This is a genomic window from Streptomyces sp. NPDC048650, assembly GCF_043199095.1.
Lineage (GTDB): Bacteria > Actinomycetota > Actinomycetes > Streptomycetales > Streptomycetaceae > Streptomyces.
This window is the reverse complement of the sequence record NZ_JBICVM010000004.1, coordinates 588,901-609,155: the sequence shown is the minus strand read 5'-3', so window position 1 is coordinate 609,155 and position 20,255 is coordinate 588,901. Positions and strand designations below refer to the sequence as shown.

The window sequence follows — 20,255 nt, the reverse complement described above, 5'->3', positions numbered from 1 at the left end:
GCGCCCAGGGGGTCCCGGCCACGATCGATTCCGGGACGGCCACCCCCACCGCGGGGCCGGTCGTCCCGGTACGCCGGGTCAGTGCCCGGATCACCTCCGGAACTGACGACGCACCACAGGAGCCAGCTCGCTCCGAGGGAGATGCGTAGACGATGACAACAGTGTCGGAACGAATATCGCAGTCCGCGTTCGACGGCTCGAGACTCCGGGTCGTCCTCATGCTGGACCTCCACGAGGGCGCCCAGCAGCGGTTCCTCGAAGCCTATGAGCACCTTCGCAACCAGGTGGCCTCCGTCCCCGGTCACATCACCGACCAGCTGTGCCAGTCCATCGAGAACCCCTCGCAGTGGCTGATCACCAGCGAATGGGAGAGCGCACCGCCGTTCCTGGCCTGGGTCAACAGCGAGGAACACGTGAAGGTGGTGCAGCCCCTGCACGGCTGCGTGCGCAACACCCGCTCGCTGCGCTTCAGCGTGCTGCGCGAGACGTCCAACGTCGCCCACGCCGCCCCCCAGCCCGCCAAGGGACGGCTGCAGGCATCGCCCCGCGTCGGTGACGGAGTGGTCCGGCACGCCCTGACCTTCACCGTGAAGCCCGGCAGCGAGTCGATGGTCGCCGAGATCCTGGCCGACTACAGCTCCCCGGAGGCACAGGTCGACGAGGTCACCCGGCTGCGCCGCACCTCGCTGTTCATGCACGGCAACCGCGTCGTACGCGCGGTGGAGGTGCAGGGCGATCTCGTCGCCGCGCTGCGCCACGTGTCGGAGCAGCCCGAGGTCAGGGCCGTCGAGGAGGCCATCAACCCCTACCTCGAACAGGACCGGGACCTCAACGACCCCAACTCCGCCCGCGTCTTCTTCACCCGGGCCGCGCTGCCCGCCGTGCACCACATCGCCACCGAGGGCCCCGACGCCCACGCGGCGCAGCGGCACGCGCTGTACTACCCGGCCAAGGAAGGCTGCGGTATGGCGCTGGCCCGGCTGCTCGCCCGGCAGGACGAGCTGGCCGCGGACGACCCGGGCTGCCCGATCAGCGGCAGCACCATCTTCCAGCGCGACGACCTCGTCGTCCGGCTCATCGACCTCCGGGTCCCCCTCGACGACAGCGACCCCGATCTCGTCCTGGGCGTGCACGGCCCCCGCAAGCGCGGCGTCTTCAAGCGACTCATGGACACCGACGTGGCCGGCGGTCTGACGACCGACCGGGAGCTGGCGCACTTCCTCGCGCGCTCCGACATGGACCTGATCACCGACCGCCGGGCATCGGACTCCTGACCGCGCACCCGGCCGTCCACGGCCCCCATCCGTCGGCCCCGTACCAGGAGGAAGCAGCCATGACCACCCACCGCCCACGCATCGTGGACCTCAACGAGACCCAGCCCAACCGCAGGCGCGGAGGTGACCTGCGCGCCATGCTGACACCCACCGCGGTGGGCGCCACCAGCGGATTCATGGGCATGGCCCTCGTACAGCCCGGGGAGCGCATCGGCGAGCACTACCACCCGTACTCCGAGGAGTTCGTCTACGTCGTGAGCGGCGCGCTCGAAGTGGACCTGGACGGTGAGCCGCATCCGCTCCACCCGGACCAGGGGCTGCTGATCCCGCCGTACCTGCGCCACCGCTTCCGCAATGTCGGTGACGTGGAGGCCCGGATGGTCTTCCACCTCGGCCCGCTGGCCCCGCGCCCCGACCTGGGCCATGTCGACACCGAGGAGACGGACGGCGGCGCGCCGTCCGGCCCACCCGACCGTGCGGAGCGGGTGTCATGAGCCGCCGGGTAGCGGTGACCGGCGTCGGGATCGTCGCGCCGGGCGGCGTGGGAGTGCCCGCCTTCTGGGACCTCCTGTCCTCCGGGCGCACCGCGACCCGCGGGATCACCCTCTTCAACCCGGAGGGCTTCCGCTCGCGGATCGCCGCGGAGTGCGACTTCGACCCGGCCGCCCACGGCCTGGGGCCGGAGCAGGTGGCCGCGGAGGACCGGTACATCCAGTTCGCGATGGTCGCCGCCCAGGAGGCGGTACGGAACGCGGGCCTGGAGACCGGCAGCGAGAACCGCTGGCGGATCGGGGTGTCACTGGGCACCGCGGTCGGCGGCACCACGCGCCTGGAGCAGGACTACGTCGCCGTGAGCGACGTCGGTCAGCACTGGGACGTGGACCACCGGCCGGCCGGCCGCCATCTGCAGCGGGCGTTCTCCCCCAGCTCGCTCGCCTCCGCGGTGGCGGAGCAGATCGGCGCCCACGGCCCGGTGCAGACCGTCTCCACGGGCTGTACCTCCGGCCTCGACGCCATCGGCTACGCCTTCCACTCCATCGAGGAGGGCCGGCTCGACGTGTGCATCGCGGGCGCGTCCGACTCGCCGATCTCTCCGATCACGGTGGCCTGCTTCGACGCGATCAAGGCGACCTCCGCGAACAACGACGACCCCGCCCACGCCTCCCGGCCGTTCGACGCCAACCGCGACGGATTCGTCATGGGGGAGGGCGGCGCCGTCCTCGTACTGGAGGAGCTGGAGCACGCCCGCGCCCGCGGTGCGACGGTGCACTGCGAGATACGGGGCTACGCCACCTTCGGCAACGCGTACCACATGACCGGGCTCACCCAGGAGGGCCTGGAGATGGCCGAGGCGATCAACCGCGCACTCGGTCACGCGAAGGTCGACAGTTCCCAGATCGACTACGTCAACGCCCATGGCTCGGGCACCCAGCAGAACGACCGGCACGAGACCGCCGCGGTCAAGAAGTCGCTGGGAGAGCACGCGTACCAGGTGCCCATGAGCTCCATCAAATCCATGGTGGGCCACTCGCTCGGCGCGATCGGGGCGATCGAGATCGTCGCGTGTGTGCTGGCGCTCGCCCACCAGGTCGTACCGCCGACGGCCAACTACGAGACCCCGGACCCCGAGTGCGATCTCGACTATGTGCCGAAGACGGCGCGCGAACTGCCCCTGCGGTCCGTGCTGTCGGTCGGCAGCGGGTTCGGCGGCTTCCAGTCCGCGGTGGTTCTGACCAGACAGGGCGGGAGGGCCCGATGAGCTCCCTGCAGCAACATCCACAGCGTCAGCAACGACGGGCCGTCGTCACGGGCATCGGCGTCATCGCCCCCAACGGGGTGAGCACCGAAGCCTTCTGGAAGGCGACCAGAGAGGGCATGAGCGTGCTCGACCTGGTCACCAGGGAAGGGTGCGAGAACCTGCCGCTCAAGGTCGCCGGCGAGGTCCGCGACTTCGACCCGGCGGTGCTCATCGAAGAGCGCTACCTGGTCCAGACCGACCGGTTCACGCACTTCGCCATGGCCGCGGCCAACCTCGCGCTGGACGATGCCCAACTGGGCCGTGCCGACTACAACGACTCACCGTTCGCGGTGGGCGTGGTCACCGCCGCCGGATCCGGTGGCGGCGAGTTCGGCCAGCGGGAACTGCAACACCTGTGGGGCCAGGGCTCCAAGCACGTCGGGCCCTACCAGTCCATCGCCTGGTTCTATGCGGCCAGCACCGGCCAGATCTCGATCCGTGGCGGCTTCAAGGGCCCCTGCGGCGTCGTGGCCAGTGACGAGGCGGGCGGTCTGGATGCGCTCGCGCACGCGGGCCGGACCATCCTGCGCGGTACCGACGCCGTCGTCGTCGGCGCGGCCGAGGCGCCGCTCGCCCCGTACTCGGTGGTCTGCCAGCTCGGGTACGACGACCTCAGCAAGGTCGACGACCCGTACCGCGCCTACCGCCCCTTCACCGAGGCCGCCTGCGGCTTCGTCCCCGCGGAGGGGGGAGCGATGCTCGTGGTCGAGGAGGAGAAGGCGGCCCTCGACCGCGGGGCGGAAGTCCGCGCCGTGGTGGCCGGGCACGCCGCGACCTTCACCGGCGCGGCCCGCTGGGACGAGTCCCGCGAGGGGCTGGTCCATGCGATCCGCGGCGCCCTGGAGGACGCGCGGTGCGCCCCGGAAGAGATCGACGTGGTGTTCGCGGACGCGTTCGGCGTCCCCGCGGCCGACCGGGCCGAGGCCCTCGCGATCGCCGATGTGCTGGGCCGGCACGCCCCCGACGTGCCGGTGACCGCACCCAAGACCGGCACCGGCCGGGCGTACTGCGGCGCCCCCGTCCTCGACGCGGCGGCCGCGGTGCTCTCCATGGAGCACGGCGTCGTGCCCCCTACCCCCAACGTCTTCGAGGTGTGCCACGACCTCGACCTGGTCACCGTCTCGGCCCGCCCGGCCGAGCTGCGGACGGCGTTGGTGCTGAGCCGGGGACTCATGGGCTCGAACGCGGCGCTGGTGCTGCGTCGGGGCCCGACCGAGTCCCCTTCGTGAGAAGGAGAACCCGTCATGACCACTGAACTGACCTTCGACGAGCTGGCCTCGCTGATGAAATCGGCTGCCGGCCTCACCGTCGCCCCGAGTGACCTGGCGGGCCGGCCCGGCGCGACCTTCGCCGAATTCGGCCTGGACTCACTGGGTCTGCTCGGCATCGTCGGCGAGCTGGAGAACCGGCTGGGCAGGCCGCTGCCCAACGACGCCGAGCGCAGCAAGACGCCGAGCGACTTCCTCGACCTCGTCAACACCGCCCCGATGACAGGAGCCTGATATGCCCGGCCACACCGAGAACGACATCAAGATCGCCGCCCCTCTCGATCTCGTCTGGGACATGACCAACGACCTCGAGAACTGGCCCCAGCTGTTCAGCGAGTACGCCGCCGTCGACGTGCTCTCGCGGGAAGGCGACAAGACGACCTTCCGGCTGACCATGCACCCCGACGACAACGGCACCGTCTGGAGCTGGGTCTCGGAGCGGGTGACCGACCGCAAGGGCCTGACCGTCCGCGCCCGCCGCGTGGAGACCGGCCCCTTCCAGCACATGGACATCCACTGGACGTACGCCGAACTGCCCGGCGGCACCGGCATGTACTGGTCCCAGGACTTCGCGATGAAGCCCGAGGCGCCGGTCGACGACCAGGGCATGACCGAGCACATCAACCGCAACTCCAAGATCCAACTGGCGCTGATCCGGGACAAGATCGAACAGCACGACCGCGACAAGCGGGCCTCGGCGAACTGACCGCCCACCAGGCCGCGTCCGGTCCGCCACCCCCGGCGGCAACGAAGGGACCTGACCGATGCACCACGAACTGATCGTCGCCCGTATGGCGCCGGAGTCCGCTCCGAGGATCGCCGAGGTCTTCGCGGAATCCGACCGCACGGAGCTGCCACATCTGATCGGCGTCTCCCGGCGGAGCCTGTTCCAGTTCGGCGAGGTGTACCTGCACCTCATCGAGTCCGAGAAGCCGCCGGGCCCGGAGATCGCCAGGCTGACGGAGCACCCCGAGTTCCGGTCCATCAGCGACAGGCTCTCCGCCTACGTCAGCGCCTACGACCCGCAGACCTGGCGGAGCCCGAAGGACGCGATGGCCCGCCAGTTCTACAGCTGGCAGCGCGACGAGGGGTGACGGTCCCGCGGGGCCCGGCCGCCGCAGGTGCCCGCGATCGACGCCGATCGCGGGCACCTGCGCGCGCCTAACCGGGGATGCTGCACTCGAAGGCGTGCAGATACGCGTTGACCGGCATGATGTCGTGGACCAGCAGGCCGGCCTCCGACATCCGGCTGATGAGACTCTCCTTGGTGTGCTTGGCGCCGCCGACGTTCAGGAGCAGCAGCAGGTCCATGGAGGTGGTGAACTTCATCGACGGGCTGTCGTCGACGAGGTTCTCGATGATCACGACGCGGGCGCCGGGCCGTGCGACCTCCAGGACGTTTCCCAGGGTCCGCCGGGTGCTTTCGTCGTCCCACTCCAGGATGTTCTTGATGATGTAGAGGTCGGCCTGGACCGGGATCTCGTCGCGGCAGTCCCCGGGCACGATCCGTACGCGGTCGGCGAGCGGGCCGCCGTCCCGCAGCCGCGGATCCGCGTTCGCCACCACGTTGGGCAGATCGAGCAGCGACCCCTCCAGATCCGGGTGTTTCTCCAGCAGGCCGGCCAGCACATGCCCCTGGCCGCCGCCGATGTCCGCCACCGACGCCACCCCGGTCAGATCGAGCAGCTCGGCCACGTCCCGCGCGGACTGCTTGCTGGAGGTGGTCATCGCCCGGTCGAAGACCTGCGCCGACTCCTGGGCGTCCTGGTGCAGATAGTCGAAGAACCCCTTGCCGTAAAGGCCGTCGAAGACGCTCTGGCCGGACCGTACGGCCTCGTCCAGCCGCGGCCAGGCCTCCCAGGTCCACGGCTCGGTGCACCACAGGGAGATGTACCGCAGGCTGTTGGGGGAGTCCTCCCGCAGCAGACGGGACATCTCGGTGTGGGTGAATCTCCCGTCCTCGGTCTCCTCGAAGATCCCGTAGCAGGAAAGGGCCCGCAGCAGCCGCTGAAGGGGCCGCGCCTCGGTGTGCACCGAGGCGGCCAGCTCCTCCGCGGTGGCGGGCGCGTCCTGGAGCGCATCGGCCACGCCGAGTCTCGCTGCCGCCCGGACGGACGCCGCACACGCGGCTCCGAAGACGAGTTCCCGCAGCCGCATGGCCGGCTGGGGAGTGGGGCTTACGGTGGTCATTCCGCCTCGATTCTGCTGCTGTTCGATACTCCTGAGGAACCGCACCCGCCGGTCAGCACAGCCCCGCCGGCTCCGAAGTGCGGCACACATTGCGGACGAACCGGTTTCCGGAACCGGCCTTGTCGCGGTTGGCCAGGTCGGCCGGCCGGTTGCGCAGCGCGACGTTGGCGCTGATGACATTGCGTTCGTCGGGGGCCTTGGCGAAGCTGGGGAAGAGGACGATGCCGCCGGACAGCGGAGATTTGCCGACGTTGTTGTCGACCCAGTTGCCCCGCACACGGGTGTCCTCGGCGCCGGTCAGAACGATCCCGATGCCCTGGAGGAACGGCAGGCGTTTGGTGGCCGGGCAGTACTTGTTGTTGCCCGACACCTCGTTGCGGCTCACCGTCAGATCGCCCGCCCGCGGCCGCGACTCGTCACCCACCACGAACAACCCGGCGCAGTTGCCGGTGATGTGGTTGTTGTCGACCCGGAGATTGCGGACCCGCCGGACGGTGACCCCGATCCGGTTGCCGGTGATGTGGTTGTCGCTGATCGCGGCGCCGTGGGTGTCCGTGGCGCCGCCTTCCTCGGCGACCGTGTTGGCGAGGAAGACGCCCGCGTCACCGTTGTCGCGGGCCGTGTTGTCCCGGACGGAGCTGCGGACGGACTTCTCCACGGCGATGCCCCACTGGCCGTTGCCCTGCGCGGCGACGTCGCGCACCCGCAGCCGGTTGGTACCGCTGGCCCAGATGCCGTTCTTCTTGAAGCCCGCGACGGTCAGGGACCGGATGGTGACGTCCCGCAGGCGGTGCCCCGGACTTCCGGTCACGCAGATGCCGTTGCCGTCCTGCCCGCAGGCGTTCGCCGCCCGTGCCGTCGGCGGTCTGATCACGGTCTGCCGGCCCGCCCCGAGCAGGGTCACGCGTGACTCCTTGACCAGGACGCTCTCCTGATAGATCCCGGGCTCGACGAACACGGTGTCGCCGGGCTTCGCCGCATCCACCGCCTTCTGGATGGACTCGCCCCGGTGGACGATGTGCCGGTCGCCGGCCTGGGCCGTCGGGGCCATGCCGAACCCGGCGACCGAGGCGGCCGTCAGGCACGCCAGATATGTGAGCTGTCGAATCGCCATGAGGCGAAGCTATGGGCGATCACGACCGCTCGCCACATGGGGTAACCCGATGGCTACAGCCGGTACGCCCGTCGGGTTCCGACGCTTCGTCAGGGACATCCGCGGCGCGCCGCCGGACACCTTCGCGACACACCGTCGGACGGGCCGTCAGGACAGTCCGCGACACGCCGTCGCACCGGCGCGACGCACCGTCAGGGCCGGTCTGTGGCGGGTGCCGGCACCGACTTGGCGTCGGCGCCCGGCTGCGGCTCCGGGGCCCGGAGTGCGGCGGCCGGAGATTCGGCCGGCCCGTCGGGGAACATCTCCGCCGTCAGCGCCGCGAGGCTGGTCGGCAGGAACCACGGCCGGGCTTGGGGGGCGGTCACGGAACACCAACGGCGCGGAGGCGTCATACGACACTCGTACCGACGCCGCGGACCCGCTTCGTCACCCCAACGGCCCCAACGGCCCCAGCGGCACGCGGACGGCGGAGGCCCGGCCGGAACGGAGGCGCGGTCCGGCCGGCGGCCTCGTCACCGGGTCTCGGATCCCGACCAGGCGTCGTGATCGCCGCCCTGCCACTCGATGACCGCACGGTCGTCGAGCGACACCATGTCGGTGTCCAGGCCGGCCCGGCGCAGGAATTCGAGGACGTCGACGCTGCTGTAGGCGCGGCCGACGCTCTCGCCGTCGATGGTCACCCGCCGCCCGCCACCGGGGGACGGCGGGTGCACGACGACGGGCGGATGATCGGCCATACCTCCACCCTGCGACCGGGGAGACGACGGCGCACGTCAACCGTCCGCCATCGGGGCGCGCCGGACACATACGCACGGTGACCGCCCCGGGACCGCGGGTGCGCGCCCTTCCTGCGCACCGGATCCGGCCGGGCCCCGCCGGGCCCGGCCGGGAATGTCACCGCCGGTCGCGCGGTTTGTGTCCGAGGGTGATGGTGAGAGAGGAGCGGGTGTCGTGCTGTCGCAGCGCACCGAGGCACCGCGCGGCCCGGCGCGCCGGAACCTGCCGCTCGTGCGGTCCGTTCATCTCGCGACCGCCCCGACCATGGAGGTGCCGTGACCGGTTCCCGACCCCGCCGTACGCCGCTCAGCGCGCTGCGCCCCGCAAGCTTCGGCGCCGAGCCCACCGGCGAGCGGTTGGCCAGGATTCGCCGCTCGCCGCAGTTCGCGGACGGCCAGTTCCGCAACCCGGTGCCGGCCCGCCAGGTCCCGCGGGGCAGTGCGCTGCCGATGGTCCGCAGCCAGCTGAGCCGGGAGGGGCGGCTGCGCAGGGCACCGGTGGGCCGGATTCCGGTGCACCGCCCCACCGCGGCCGAGCGGGAGCGCCCGCCGCGGTCCGGGCTGCGGCTCACCTGGATGGGCCATTCGAGTGTGCTCGCCGAGATCGACGGCCGACGGGTGCTCTTCGACCCGGTCTGGGGCGAGCGCTGCTCCCCGTTCACCTGGGTCGGGCCCAAGCGTCTGCACCCCGTGCCGGTCGAGCCGGCCGAGCTCGCCCCGGTCGACGTCGTGGTGATCTCCCACGATCACTACGATCACCTCGACATGCCCACGATCCGGGGTCTGACGGCCACCGGCGCGGCCTTCGTCGTACCGCTCGGCATCGGCGCCGACCTGGAGCTGTGGGGAGTGCCCGCGGAACGGATCACCGAGCTGGACTGGCACGAGACCACCCGGCTTGCGGGGCTCACCCTGACCGCCACCCCCGCGCAGCACTTCTGCGGCCGCGGACTGCGCGGTCTCCAGCACACCCTGTGGGCCTCCTGGGTGGTCGCGGGCCCCGAGCACCGCATCTTCCACAGCGGTGACACCGGATACTTCTCCGGATTCGCCGAGATCGGCGCGGCACACGGCCCGTTCGACGCGACGATGATCCAGATCGGCGCGTACTCCGACTTCAGGCCCACGAACGACCCCGTGGGCACCCGGCACCCGGGTATGTGGCCGGACATCCACATGAACCCCGAACAGGGCGTGCGGTCCCACCTCGACCTCCAGGGCGTGGAACCCGGCGGTGTGCTGCTGCCGATCCACTGGGGCACCTTCAAGCTCGCGCCGCACCCGTGGGCGGAGCCCGCCGACTGGACCCTGACCGCCGGCCGGGAGGCCGGCGTCACCACGGTCCACCCGCGGCCGGGCGAGCCGTTCGAGCCCGCCGACCCGCCGGCCGTCTATCCGTGGTGGCGGGCGATCGCCGTGCCGCCCGTCCAGGGATGGCCCGCGTGGCCGCCGACGGTGTCCGCCACCGAGGTGGACCTGGCCGCGGACCGGTGATGCCGCGCCCCGGCGGCCCGCCGCCGGGGCGCCCCTCGGGTGCGGGGACGCCCCGTCCCGCTCAGGCCCCGAGACAGTCGACGAACCTCACCCGGTCCCCCGCGCCCTCGGCGAAATCCCGTGCCGGGTGATTGCGGAACAGGCACATGTCGTAGCGGACGCGGGGAGCGTCGCCCTTGCCGCCCGGCTCGTAGACGTGCCGCCCGGAGAGCTGGCACGAGTCGTAGCGCACCAGCGCCCCGGTGCGGTAGCGGTGCGGGCGGCTGTCCTTGGCGAAGGGCCGGAAGGCGTGCGCGGTGTCGTCGCAGTCGTTGAAGTGCACGGTGCCGCCGTCCCAGGCGCAGTCGATCACGACGGTGTCCGGGCCGCGTACCTCGAAGCGGATGTCCTCGGCGTGGAAGCGCTGCACGGAATCGTGGTGCGGCCCGCGCGGGAAGCGGAAGAAGGTGCTGGTACGCCCGTAGTCGTCGGAGTCCTGGGGGCGGCGGCCGGTGACGATGTACGAACCACCGCGGCAGGTGACGGACCCGCCGTAGGGGAACTCCAGGAAGTTGCCCCAGGAGTACTCGACCTTCATGTCGGTGAACCAGTAGTTGAGGAACTGGTCCTGCTGCTGCCGGTCCCGCGACTTCTGCGACAGCCCCGAGTAGAGGAACGCCTTGCGGTAGGCGCCGCCGACGCGGCAGGCGTCCCAGCGCATCTCCGAGTTGGTGTTGCTGCCGTCGAGGGCGAGTCCGTAGGTCCACTCGCCCGTCCACTCGCACGCGGTGAACCGGTAGTCCTGGGCCTGGCCGGTCGAGTACGAGTAGAAGAACGACGCACCGGGCGTGCCGGAGCGGAACCCGATCTGCTCGAACATCACATTCGCCCAGCTGTCCTCGTTGCGGCAGAGGTAGGAGCCCTCCGCCCGGGCCGGGGCGAAGAGCAACTGCGTCATGCGCTTACCGGCGCCGCGGAACCGCAGGCCGTTGGCCTTGAGCTTGCCTCCGGTGGCGTTGAGCAGCGCGTTCGGCGAGCGGATGAGATAGGTGCCGGCGGGCACGTCGATCACCGTCCGGCCGATGTGGTCCCACACCCGGCCGGCCGCGTAGGCGTACGCGCGGGCGAACGCCCGGCTGTCGTCGGTGTGTCCGTCGCCCTTGGCGCCGAAGTCGGCGACCACGTCCACGACGTCCTTGCCCTTGGGCTTGCGGCCGGTGACCAGGGCGGCGCCGGCGTCGTCGGTCGGCGGACCGGAGTCGGCGGCGTCGCATCCGGCGAGCGATCCCGCCAGGGCGGCGGCCGCACCCGCCAGCACTGTCCTGCGGGCGGCGCCGCCGGTTGACGAAGAGGCCGGGACTGCCATGATGTTGCTCCTTCGGGGGCCATTCATCAGGTGGGGGACATGAGCCGGTTCGGATATGCGGTCAGAGAGCTGTCGGCGGCCCAGAAATCCGCGAAAGGGGTGTCCCTGTATTCGCGGTACGTGAACCGGCCGGCCGGCCGACTGCTGGCCGCGGCGGGCTACGCCATCAAATTGACACCCAATCAGATCACCCTGATCAGCGCCGCTTTCAGTCTCGGCGGAGTGGTCCTGATCGCCGCACTCCGTCCTTCGTTCGCCGCCGCGGTGGCCATCTGCGCGGCGCTGGTCGTCGGCTTCGCCCTCGACTCCGCCGACGGCCAGCTGGCCCGGCTGACCGGGGCGGGCAGCGCCGCGGGGGAGTGGCTCGACCACGTCGTCGACTGCGGGAAGATGCTGGCCCTCCACATGGCCGTGCTGATCGCGTTCTACCGCCACTTCGGCTTCTCCGACCCGCTGTATCTGCTGATGCCCGTCGTCTTCCAATTCGCCGCGGTGATGGTCTTCTTCGGCGGCATCCTCACCGAGCAGCTCAAGCGCGCCGACCGGCTCAAGCGGGGCGGGGCGGCGCCCCCGGCGCCGGCGTCCGGGTCCACCCTGCGCGCCGTCGCCCTGCTGCCGGTCGACTACGGCGTGTTCTGCGCGGTATTCCTGCTGTTCGGCAGCCGCGATGTCTTTGTGGCGGTGTACGGAGTGCTCCTTGCCGTCCACGTCCTTTTCCTGGTGGCGTTCCTGGTGAAGTGGTATCGCGAACTGTCCGCCCCGGGCCGCTGAGCCACGGGACGGACAGTCGGTTCATCCGGTCAGGCGGAATTCGCGAGCCCGTCGAGCGCCTTGCGCAGCAGGGTGCTCGACGTGTGCACGGTGTAGGGGAAATAGACCACCTCGACACCGACCGTCGCGAAATCCCGTTCCAGCTTTTCGCCCTTGCTCGTCCCCCGCCAGTCGTCGCCCTTGAAAAGGACGTCGAACCGCACCTGCTGCCAGGTGTCCAGCTTGTCCGGCACCGTCTCGACGAATGCCGCGTCCACGTACCGGACGCTGCGTACGATCTCCAGTCGCTCGGTGAGTGGAATGACCGGCGCTTTCCCCTTGGCCTGTACCGTCATTTCGTCCGAGACGACTCCGGCCACCAGGTAGTCGCAGCGGCTCCTGGCATGCCGGAGGATATTCAGGTGCCCGACGTGGAAGAGGTCGTAGACCCCGGGCGCATAACCTACTCGGTGCGTCATTTACCCCCCACTCGCCTGCGGTCAGTTTCGGGCGGTCACATACACCGGGCCGTTGCGGCCGGAGACGTTCGTGCCGTCGGTGACCTCGAGCGAGTAGCGGTGCTCCGAGCCGGCCTGCACGGTGTCCGTGAAGCTCATGGCGGGCCGGTTCCAGTACCGCGAGTCCTTGGTGAGCGAGGTCAGATACTCGCCGTCGCGGTAGATCCGGTAGGTCAGGACGCCGTTGTCCCGGTCCCACGACGCCTTCCAGTTCAGCGTGATCTTCCCCCGGGATCCGCTCGCGCCGCTGAGCAGCGGCACCTGCGGCGCCCCGGTGTCCGGGCCCGCCGCGAAGCGGGTGAGGCCCTGCTGGGGCCGGTCGTTGACGGTGGTGAACTCGCCGCCCGCCCACAGGACGCCGTCCGCCACGGTCAGCGCCCGCGGGCCGATCTGCTCGCCGATCCCGTCGTTGGTGTCCGGGAACCACGGCAGGATCGTCTTGTCGGAGATCGACTGCGCCAGGAAGTGCTGGCGGTTGTCGATGTCCTCGAACCCGCCAGGGGTGTCCTTGCAGTCGTGCGCGTGCGAGCCGCTGTAGAGGACGCCCTTGTACGGCAGCACGGCTTGGGTGGCGCCCAGGCAGGTGTCCTTCCAGACCTGCGAGCCGTCCGAGAGCCGACCGGCGGCCCGGCCGTCGAAGACCCCACCGCCGGTGCCCTCGGCGCCGAGATAGAAGTTCGTGCCGTCGTTGACGAGCGTCTTGACCGCCGATCGCCGCGGGATCCAGCCGTTGAAGGAGTTGACGACCTTTCCGGTCGTCGCGTCCAGCCCGGCCAGCGCGTGCACCGTCAGCAGACTGCCGTTCACGGAGGTGAACCGGCCGCCGATGATGACCTTGTTGAGCTTGGGGGCGACCGTGAGGGCGTTGACCGCCGGCGTGGGGTCGTTGGAGATCGACGAGCCGCGCACGGTCGCCTTGAACGGGAGCAGCGCGCCGGTGGGCCGCAGTGCGGCGATCCGCTCGCGGGTCTGCCCCTGGACCGTGTCGAAGCCGCCGCCGATGTAGACCGCGTCGGCGGTGACGTCGATCGCCCGCACGGTCGAGCCGACGGTCGGCTGCCAGGCCGCGCCGATCGTGCAGTCGGCGGTGTTGAGGGCGGCCGTGTTGGACCGGCCGACGGTGCCCGCCTTGCCGAACGAGCCGCCGATGTAGATCAGCGAGCCGTCGGGCGATGCCTTCATCGCCCGGATCGTGCCCGTGCCACCGGTGAACGCGGGTGCGCAGGGCAGCGGTTGGCCGGTCTTGGCGTCGAAGGCCGCGAAGTTCTTCCGGGCGATCTCACCGGTGCCGGGCGCGGCGCCCGGTGGCCGGATGTGGTCGAAGGTGCCTCCCACGTAGACGACGCCCTTGGCGTAGGCCAGGGACCACACGATGCCGTCGGTCTGCCAGGTGCTCAGCGGGTCGGCGGTCAGTGTGGTCTCGCCGGTGGCCTGGGCGGGGCCGGCGGCGAGTGCCGTCGACGCGGTGCCCAGGACCGCGGCTGCGATCAAGAAATTGACGGGTCTGCTTTTCAGGCGCACAGGTCCCCCCTGGAATCATGGCGCGATCGGAATTGTCGGGATAGGAAGTGCGAACGGGATGAGTTCTGTGGGGAAACGGCACAGCGTTCACCGTGAGTTTTCCGAACTGCGCTTGCGCAACGCACCGAAGAACTCCCCTACCCCCAGCGGCACACGATAGCGCCAGACGAGGGGGCCGAACGTCCCGATGGACAAAACAATTCCTAAAAGAACACCGGGGACGCTGTCTCCGAAAAACGTTCGGATGCCGAACGCGACCGGCACCACCGCCGCCAAGCCGATCAGTGCGGCCAGCAGATAGCCGCGGTCGACGGTGCGAAACCCCAGACGCCGGCGGGCCAGCACGGCCGAGGCGCCGTTGTCCACCACGATCGCCAGTCCCCACGAGACCGCCGCCCCCAGTACCCCGTAGCGCGGAACCAGCCATATTCCGCTGCCGAGTTGGACCAGGAACGCACCACCGGCGACCAGGAGATTCCAGAGGCTCCGCCCGGCCATCAGCAGGGCCGTCTGGGCGTTGCCGACACCGACGTTGAGCACGCAGGCCGCCGACAGCGCCACCAGCCCCGGTGCCCCACCGGCGAAACCGGGCCCGAAGAGCGAGAGCACGGTCCGCGGGAAGGCCGCCAGGATCACGAACACCGGCCAGGAGAACAGCGCGATCCACCGCGTCGACAACCGGTGCAGCTGTCCGGCCCCGGCCTCGTCGCCGCCCGCCAGCAGCCGGCTGATCTGCGGGGCGACCGCCAGTCTGACGGCCAGCTGGAGCAGCGTGCCGGCGGTGATCAGCCGCCCGATCGCCGTGTAGACGCCGGCGTCGCGGCTCGTGCCCAGCACCGACAGCAGGATCACGCCGATCCACACCGCCGTGATGTCGAAGACCGACGAGACCGCCCGCGGCCCGGCGAACGCCCAGAACTCCCGTGTCTCCACGGCGGGTCGGGAGTGGCCGGGGTGCGCGCGACGGGACCTGCGCAGCGAGACGCCGGCGGCCACCACGCCCAGCACCCCGGGAACCAGCCACGCCGCGGAGAGCCCGGCCACGCTCGGCGCGACCAGGACCAGCGGAACCGCGCACAGCACCCGCAACGCGGGCTTGCCGATCTGCTCCACCCCCACGAACGGCACCACCGAGCCGTACCCCCGGGTGGCGCCGAGCAGCACCAGCGCCACGGTCGTCACCGGCAGGAACACCGCGAACAACCGCATCATCGCGGCGGCCTGCCCCGGATCCAGATCGGGCAGCAGCCATCCGGCGAGACCGGGGGACCACAGCAGCACCGCCGCCCCCGCTGCGCTCGCCAGCAACGTCGGCCCGACAGAGATCCGCAACAGGCGCGGTACGCCCGCACCCCCGGTGAGCTCCAGGTCCCGGGAGACGAACCGGACCAGAGCGGTGTCGGCCCCCAGCTTCAGGGCGTTGCTGGCGATGGTGAAGGCCGCGACACCGGTGAACAGGGCCCCCGCACCGCGGGCCCCGAGCCCGTGCGTGACGACGGCGACGAGCGCGAAGCCGAACAGCGCGTTCGCGGCCGAGCCCGCCAGGGCGAAGAGACTGCCGCGCGCGGTCGTGGCGATGCCGCGCCGCCCGGCGGGCGCCTCCGCCGGGCTGACGGCCGTCATCCGGGGAGCGAGGTGGCGTCGGCCTCGGTGGACGTCGCGTCCGCCGGGACCGTGCCGGCGGACGGCGGACCGGGCTGCGCGGGCGGTACCGCCGCGGCGGTACGCGGCCGACCCCGGCCCCGCTTGCGGTGGGTCGGGCCGCCGTCGGTCAGCCGGCGCAGCGACGTGCTGTGGCCGCCCTTGTCCAGGACGGCACCGAGGATGTGGCCGCCCGCTCCGGTGATCAGTTCCCACACCCGGTCCAGGTCGTCCCGGCGCACCTCGTTGAGGTCGCAGACCACCACCACACCCGCGGCCTGCTTGGCGACGGCCAGCCCGTCCGCGTGCGAGAGCAGGGGCCCGGTGACGACCACGACGTTCTCGTTCGGGCCCGCCGGGGTGTTGAGCAGCCGGGCGAACTGCGGCCCGGACAGGGCGCGCGCGGGGTTGGGGACCTCCCGGCCCGGCAGCAGGTCGAAGCGCCCGTCGACGCCCGCGTCCACCGTGAACCGCTCGCCCTCCGCCCAGCTCCCCGGCACCGGACGCCGGCGGCCGGCGTGCAGCGGCAGCCGCTGGGCGAGCTCCGGGGTGCGCAGATTCGCCTCGACCAGCAGGATGTCGTTGCCGATCTCGGCGAACGCCCCGGCGAGGTTGACCGCGACCGAGACCGCGTCGGCGTTCTCCCGGGGCGAGACGATCAGCAGGCTGCCCCGCCCGGCGAACCGCTGGTCGTGCACCAGCCGGAAGGCGATCGTCCGGTACGCCTCCGCCCGGTTGCCCTGGCCGGACCGGCCGACCTCCAGCATCTGGTCGCCGCCCCGTCGCCGCGGCAGGATGCCGAGCACCGGGGCCCGCAGGTTGTCCTGCACATCCGCCACCGACCGGACCCGCGGCTCCAGCACCGAGCGCACCCAGGCCGCCAGGATCCCCAGCACCAGACCGACCACGGCCCCGGCGAGCAGCAGCACGGCCGGCGCGGGGCTGGACGGGAAGGCCGGCGGATCGCCCTTGCGGACGATGTCACCGGGGGTGGTGTCGAGGGACTTCAGACTGGAGATCCGCCCCTGCAGATCCGCTATCTCCGATACGAGATTGCTGCGTTCGGACTCGTCGGTGGCCCGCTCCGTGCCGGCGCCGGCGGCCGCGATCCGGCCGTCGAGCACCTTGCGCTGCTCCTGCAGCGGTTTGAGCTCGGCGGCGAGTTTGCTGACGGTCGTGTCGATGCGCTGGGTCGCGGCGTCCCGCCGGTAGTCGAGGTAGGAGTGGACGAAGGCGTTGACGTGGGAGGCCGCCCGCCCGGGGGAGTCCGCGCTGTACTCGAAGGTCAGCGTCTGGGTCTCGGGCGGGTTGCTCACCCGCAGATCGCGCTGGAGCGTGGCCGGCCCGGCCCGTTCCCCGAGCGCCTTCGCGGCACCGGCCGCGACCGAGGCGCTCTGCGCGATCTGCCGCTCGGTGCCCATGCTGATCTGCTTGTCCACCGAGACGCCGCCCGCCTCGAAGGGCGCGGTGCTGATCGCATGCACCACGACCTCACCGGTCGCCGTGTAGGTGGGGCCGCCCAGCAGGGACACCGCGCCCCCGCCGAGCATGCCCACCAGCAGACCGACCACGAGGAGGGCGCGATAGCGGAAGAGCTGGCGCACCTGGTCGCGGATCTGGTCCGGCTCCTCCGAAGGCTCGTCGAAGACGCTCACGTACGTGCTCCTCCTGTGGGTAGAGGTAAGGCCGTGCGGTCCGCCGGGGTGGCCGTCGCCGCCTCGGCGGCGGCCGGCGGCAGGATCCGCCGGCCGGGCTTGCGGGTGATCAGCAGCGGGATGCACACGAGCAGCGCGAGCGGGCCCACGATGGCCATGAGACTGCCGCGCAGCAGCACCAGTTGGTAGAAGCCGAAGGCGGGCACCAGCAGCGCGGCGAGGGTGCCCGGTCGCCGCCGCAGTCGGTGTCGCAGGTCGTCGATGCGCCGGCCCACGGCACCGATCAGACCGAAGACGGCGACGACCGACGGGAAACCGGCCCACATGTACGTCTCGATCCACAGCGGCGCGGAGAGGTTGCTGAAGGTGTACCCCGCGTGCCGGGCCAGCAGGATCCCCGCGTCGTCCGGTTTGCCGGGCCACGCGGCGCGCGGCACGAAGAACAGCGGCGGGCCGAGCGCGGCCGTCGGCGTGAAGCCGTGCGTGCGCACATAGTCCACACCCGTCTCGATCTGCTGGAACGCGTCGTAGTCGCCGTTTCCGGTGAACTGCTCGGCGAGCGACACCACTTGGACCGGCTCCCGCTTGTCGTAGCGGAAGTAGTCGCTGTACGGGAAGACCACCAGCACGACGGCGGCCACCCCCGCCGCGCCGAACCGGAAGGCCCGCGGCCCGCGCAGCCACGTCGCGCTGAAGACCAGCGCGAGCAGGACCGTGCCGGCCCAGAAACGCGGCTGGCTGATGGGGTTGTTGACCACGACGTTCACCGCCGCCAGCAGAGGGAGCAGCAGCCACCGCAGCCCGCGCAGCGTCCGGTCGCCCGTCGTGAACCGCGGTACGTGCACCAGCGCCACCAGCGCCCAGAACGCCGGCACCGACAGGGCCCAGGCGGCCATCGCCCGGTCCGCCGACCCGGCCGGCTCCGCCAGCGCCGCGGCCTCGTTGGCCGCCTGCCTGCTGAGGAAGAACGCCGACAGCCCGCCCTGACCGGGAATCAGCACGACCGCCAGCCCCAGGGCCGCGGCGCACAGCAGCAGCACCCGCCCCGGTGACAGCCGCCGGGCGAGGACCGGCTCCAGGATCGTGGAGGTGCGCGCCGAGCGCCACGAGGCCACCGCCGAACCCGCGCTGTAGGCCAAGAGTCCCGCCTCCACCAGCAGCGTGGTGACGAAGGCGGTGTGCGCGTCGACGACGAACCCCCGCGGATAGGCGTCCGTGGCGAGCATGGCCAGCGGCGCCAGCCCGAGCCACACATACGAGAAGAGCCAGAAGCCGAAGGCGATCACCCGGGCCCGCACGGCGGTCAGCACCCGGGCCAGCGCCGCACCGGTGTGCGCGACCACCACGCCCTGGACGGCGAGCGCGGCACCGAAGCGGGCGTCCTGCGACTGCAGCACCAGCAGGGGGAGCAGGACGACGAGGAGCAGCGCCCAGCAGCACAGCGCGGCGATGCTGCGCGTGGGTACCGCGCCGCCCCGACGGATCCCGGGCATCACGGGCCCACCTCCCCCAACTCCCCACCAGAGAGCACAATCTAAGGGACATCGGGAAACACCGTGGCCTTCGGGACGCAATCGCAACCGAATCCGCCACCGGGGACGTCGGACCGCTCCTACGATGACCGCACAGCCTGAGGGGGGCATCCGTGGAAGAAGCGTTCGCGGGCCGGTGCGTGCTCGTGGTCTCGACCAACTACGCACCCGAACACACCGGCATAGGGCCGTACTCGACGCAGATCGCGGAGCACCTGGCCGCGTCCGGTGTCGACACCCACGTCCTGGCGGGCATGCCGCACTACCCGGCCTGGCGGGTGGCGGAGTCCCACCGCGGCCGGTGGCGGATGCGGGAGAGCCTCGGCGGGGTCAGCGTGCACCGCCGCCGGCACACCGTGCCGCCGCGTCAGACGGCCCTGCGCCGGGCGCTGTTCGAGGCGAGCATCCTGGCGCACGGCACGCTCGCGCCACCGCCGGTCCGCCCCGACGTGGTGCTGACCCAGATGCCCAGCCTGGCCGGGGGAGTGCTGGGCGGCCGCCTGGCGCGGCGGGCGGGCGTCCCGCACGTCGTGGTCGTCCAGGACCTGATGGGGGCGGCGGCGGAGCAGAGCGGGATCCAGGGGGGCGGCCGGGCCGCCGCCGTGGCCGGAGCCGTCGAGGCCAGGGTGCTGCGCGGCGCGGCGGTCGTCGGGGTGGTGCACGAGTCGTTCGTGGACCGCGTCACGGCGATGGGGGTGCCCCGCGCACGGGTGCACGTGGTCCCCAACTGGACGCATGTGCGCGGCCCGAGCGGCGACCGGGAGTCGACCCGGGCCCGGCTGGGGTGGAAGGCCGACGAGACCGTGCTGCTGCACGCCGGCAACATGGGCCTCAAACAGGGGTTGGAGGTGCTGGTCGAGGCCGCCCGGCTCGCCGGCCGGGAGGCACCCGCCGTACGGATCGTGCTGATGGGCGACGGCAATCAGCGGGCACATCTGCAACGGCTCGCCGCGGACGTCTCCGCACTGTCCTTTCTGCCGCCTGTCGGCGCCGACGAGTTCCCGGACGTCCTCGCCGCGGCCGACGTCCTCGCCGTGACCCAGAAGGCGTCCGTACTGGACATGAGCCTGCCCTCCAAGCTGACCTCGTACTTCATGACCGGTCGGCCGGTCATCGCCTCGGTGGCCGCCGAAGGAGGGACCGCCCAGGAGGTCCGGCGCTCGGGTGCCGGGCCGGTGATCGCGCCGGAGGACCCGAAGGCGCTGCTGGCCGCCGTCCGGGCGCTCGCGGACGACCCCGCGGAGGCGGACCGGCTGGGCGCCCGCGGCCCGCGGTACGTCGAGGAGCGGCTGAGCAGTACGGCGGGCCTGGAGCGGATCACCGCGCTGCTGCGGCACGCGGTGGCGGGCGCTGCGTGATCCACGGGCCGGGCGGCGGGG

At 71.6% G+C, this 20,255-nt stretch carries 20 protein-coding genes; 10 read left to right on the top strand and 10 right to left on the bottom strand.

The features are described from left to right. The first annotated feature begins 152 nt into the window (after window positions 1-152). From ACGFML_RS15135 to ACGFML_RS15105, 7 genes are read left to right on the top strand one after another with little or no spacing between them, the layout of a single operon-like run. A complete protein-coding gene (locus tag ACGFML_RS15135; protein ID WP_393543706.1) occupies window positions 153-1,274 on the top strand; it encodes a SchA/CurD-like domain-containing protein in 1,122 nt (373 codons plus the stop codon). Between the two features lie 59 nt (window positions 1,275-1,333). Further along, complete coding sequence (locus tag ACGFML_RS15130) at window positions 1,334-1,768, top strand: cupin domain-containing protein (RefSeq protein ID WP_393543704.1); 435 nt, start codon at window positions 1,334-1,336, stop codon at window positions 1,766-1,768. Continuing rightward, window positions 1,765-3,033 carry a beta-ketoacyl-[acyl-carrier-protein] synthase family protein gene (locus tag ACGFML_RS15125; protein ID WP_393543702.1) on the top strand — a complete coding sequence of 423 codons (1,269 nt, stop codon included), beginning with the start codon at window positions 1,765-1,767 and terminating at the stop codon, window positions 3,031-3,033. The genes ACGFML_RS15130 and ACGFML_RS15125 overlap by 4 nt, the downstream gene beginning before the upstream one ends. Further along, window positions 3,030-4,301 carry a ketosynthase chain-length factor gene (locus ACGFML_RS15120; RefSeq protein WP_393543701.1) on the top strand — a complete coding sequence of 424 codons (1,272 nt, stop codon included), beginning with the start codon at window positions 3,030-3,032 and terminating at the stop codon, window positions 4,299-4,301. Before ACGFML_RS15125 ends, ACGFML_RS15120 begins: the two co-directional genes overlap by 4 nt. A 15-nt stretch (window positions 4,302-4,316) precedes the next feature. Beyond that, the gene (locus ACGFML_RS15115; protein WP_393543699.1) at window positions 4,317-4,574 is read left to right on the top strand and encodes an acyl carrier protein; all 258 of its coding nucleotides are present in this window, start codon (window positions 4,317-4,319) and stop codon (window positions 4,572-4,574) included. A 1-nt stretch (window position 4,575) separates the two neighbouring features. Further along, a complete protein-coding gene (locus tag ACGFML_RS15110; protein WP_393543697.1) occupies window positions 4,576-5,046 on the top strand; it encodes an SRPBCC family protein in 471 nt (156 codons plus the stop codon). A 58-nt stretch (window positions 5,047-5,104) separates the two neighbouring features. Further along, window positions 5,105-5,434 carry a TcmI family type II polyketide cyclase gene (locus ACGFML_RS15105; protein WP_393543696.1) on the top strand — a complete coding sequence of 110 codons (330 nt, stop codon included), beginning with the start codon at window positions 5,105-5,107 and terminating at the stop codon, window positions 5,432-5,434. A gap of 67 nt (window positions 5,435-5,501) precedes the next feature. On the opposite strand, the gene ACGFML_RS15100 is transcribed toward ACGFML_RS15105, so the two are convergent. The 4 genes from ACGFML_RS15100 to ACGFML_RS15085 all read right to left on the bottom strand — a co-directional run bounded on the left by ACGFML_RS15100 (window position 5,502) and on the right by ACGFML_RS15085 (window position 8,381). Next, window positions 5,502-6,530, bottom strand: a complete 1,029-nt coding sequence (locus ACGFML_RS15100; protein ID WP_393543694.1) for a methyltransferase — start codon at window positions 6,528-6,530, stop codon at window positions 5,502-5,504. 52 nt (window positions 6,531-6,582) lie between these two features. Then, on the bottom strand, window positions 6,583-7,644 hold the full coding sequence (locus ACGFML_RS15095) for a nitrous oxide reductase family maturation protein NosD (protein ID WP_393543692.1): 1,062 nt from the start codon (window positions 7,642-7,644) through the stop codon (window positions 6,583-6,585). 191 nt (window positions 7,645-7,835) lie between these two features. Beyond that, complete coding sequence (locus ACGFML_RS15090) at window positions 7,836-8,009, bottom strand: hypothetical protein (RefSeq protein WP_393543691.1); 174 nt, start codon at window positions 8,007-8,009, stop codon at window positions 7,836-7,838. Window positions 8,010-8,156: 147 nt separating this feature from the next. Then, window positions 8,157-8,381 (bottom strand): hypothetical protein, encoded by a 225-nt coding sequence (locus ACGFML_RS15085; RefSeq protein ID WP_393543689.1) that lies wholly within the window; start codon window positions 8,379-8,381, stop codon window positions 8,157-8,159. Window positions 8,382-8,696: 315 nt separating this feature from the next. Here ACGFML_RS15085 and ACGFML_RS15080 point away from each other — a divergent pair, with 315 nt between their 5' ends. Next, window positions 8,697-9,914, top strand: a complete 1,218-nt coding sequence (locus tag ACGFML_RS15080; protein WP_393543687.1) for an MBL fold metallo-hydrolase — start codon at window positions 8,697-8,699, stop codon at window positions 9,912-9,914. Window positions 9,915-9,975: 61 nt separating this feature from the next. On the opposite strand, the gene ACGFML_RS15075 is transcribed toward ACGFML_RS15080, so the two are convergent. Further along, entirely contained in the window at window positions 9,976-11,259 is a 1,284-nt protein-coding gene (locus tag ACGFML_RS15075; protein WP_393543685.1) for a glycosyl hydrolase family 28-related protein, read from the bottom strand. A gap of 39 nt (window positions 11,260-11,298) precedes the next feature. Here ACGFML_RS15075 and ACGFML_RS15070 point away from each other — a divergent pair, with 39 nt between their 5' ends. Continuing rightward, window positions 11,299-12,030 (top strand): CDP-alcohol phosphatidyltransferase family protein, encoded by a 732-nt coding sequence (locus ACGFML_RS15070; RefSeq protein ID WP_393543684.1) that lies wholly within the window; start codon window positions 11,299-11,301, stop codon window positions 12,028-12,030. A gap of 29 nt (window positions 12,031-12,059) precedes the next feature. Here the strand turns inward: ACGFML_RS15070 and ACGFML_RS15065 are convergent, their stop codons facing one another. The 5 genes from ACGFML_RS15065 to ACGFML_RS15045 form a co-directional block, all read right to left on the bottom strand. After that, a complete protein-coding gene (locus tag ACGFML_RS15065) occupies window positions 12,060-12,488 on the bottom strand; it encodes an adenylyltransferase/cytidyltransferase family protein (protein ID WP_393543682.1) in 429 nt (142 codons plus the stop codon). Window positions 12,489-12,509: 21 nt separating this feature from the next. Continuing rightward, window positions 12,510-14,018, bottom strand: coding sequence for a fibronectin type III domain-containing protein (locus ACGFML_RS15060; protein WP_393543680.1), 1,509 nt, complete (start codon window positions 14,016-14,018; stop codon window positions 12,510-12,512). A 117-nt stretch (window positions 14,019-14,135) separates the two neighbouring features. Continuing rightward, window positions 14,136-15,671 carry an oligosaccharide flippase family protein gene (locus ACGFML_RS15055; protein ID WP_393543679.1) on the bottom strand — a complete coding sequence of 512 codons (1,536 nt, stop codon included), beginning with the start codon at window positions 15,669-15,671 and terminating at the stop codon, window positions 14,136-14,138. Continuing rightward, the gene (locus tag ACGFML_RS15050) at window positions 15,668-17,344 is read right to left on the bottom strand and encodes a lipopolysaccharide biosynthesis protein (protein ID WP_393543677.1); all 1,677 of its coding nucleotides are present in this window, start codon (window positions 17,342-17,344) and stop codon (window positions 15,668-15,670) included. The genes ACGFML_RS15055 and ACGFML_RS15050 overlap by 4 nt, the downstream gene beginning before the upstream one ends. Beyond that, the gene (locus ACGFML_RS15045) at window positions 17,341-18,837 is read right to left on the bottom strand and encodes a hypothetical protein (RefSeq protein WP_393543675.1); all 1,497 of its coding nucleotides are present in this window, start codon (window positions 18,835-18,837) and stop codon (window positions 17,341-17,343) included. The genes ACGFML_RS15050 and ACGFML_RS15045 overlap by 4 nt, the downstream gene beginning before the upstream one ends. Window positions 18,838-19,022: 185 nt before the next feature. Here ACGFML_RS15045 and ACGFML_RS15040 point away from each other — a divergent pair, with 185 nt between their 5' ends. Then, a complete protein-coding gene (locus ACGFML_RS15040; RefSeq protein ID WP_393543783.1) occupies window positions 19,023-20,234 on the top strand; it encodes a glycosyltransferase in 1,212 nt (403 codons plus the stop codon). The last annotated feature ends 21 nt before the right edge of the window (window positions 20,235-20,255 follow it).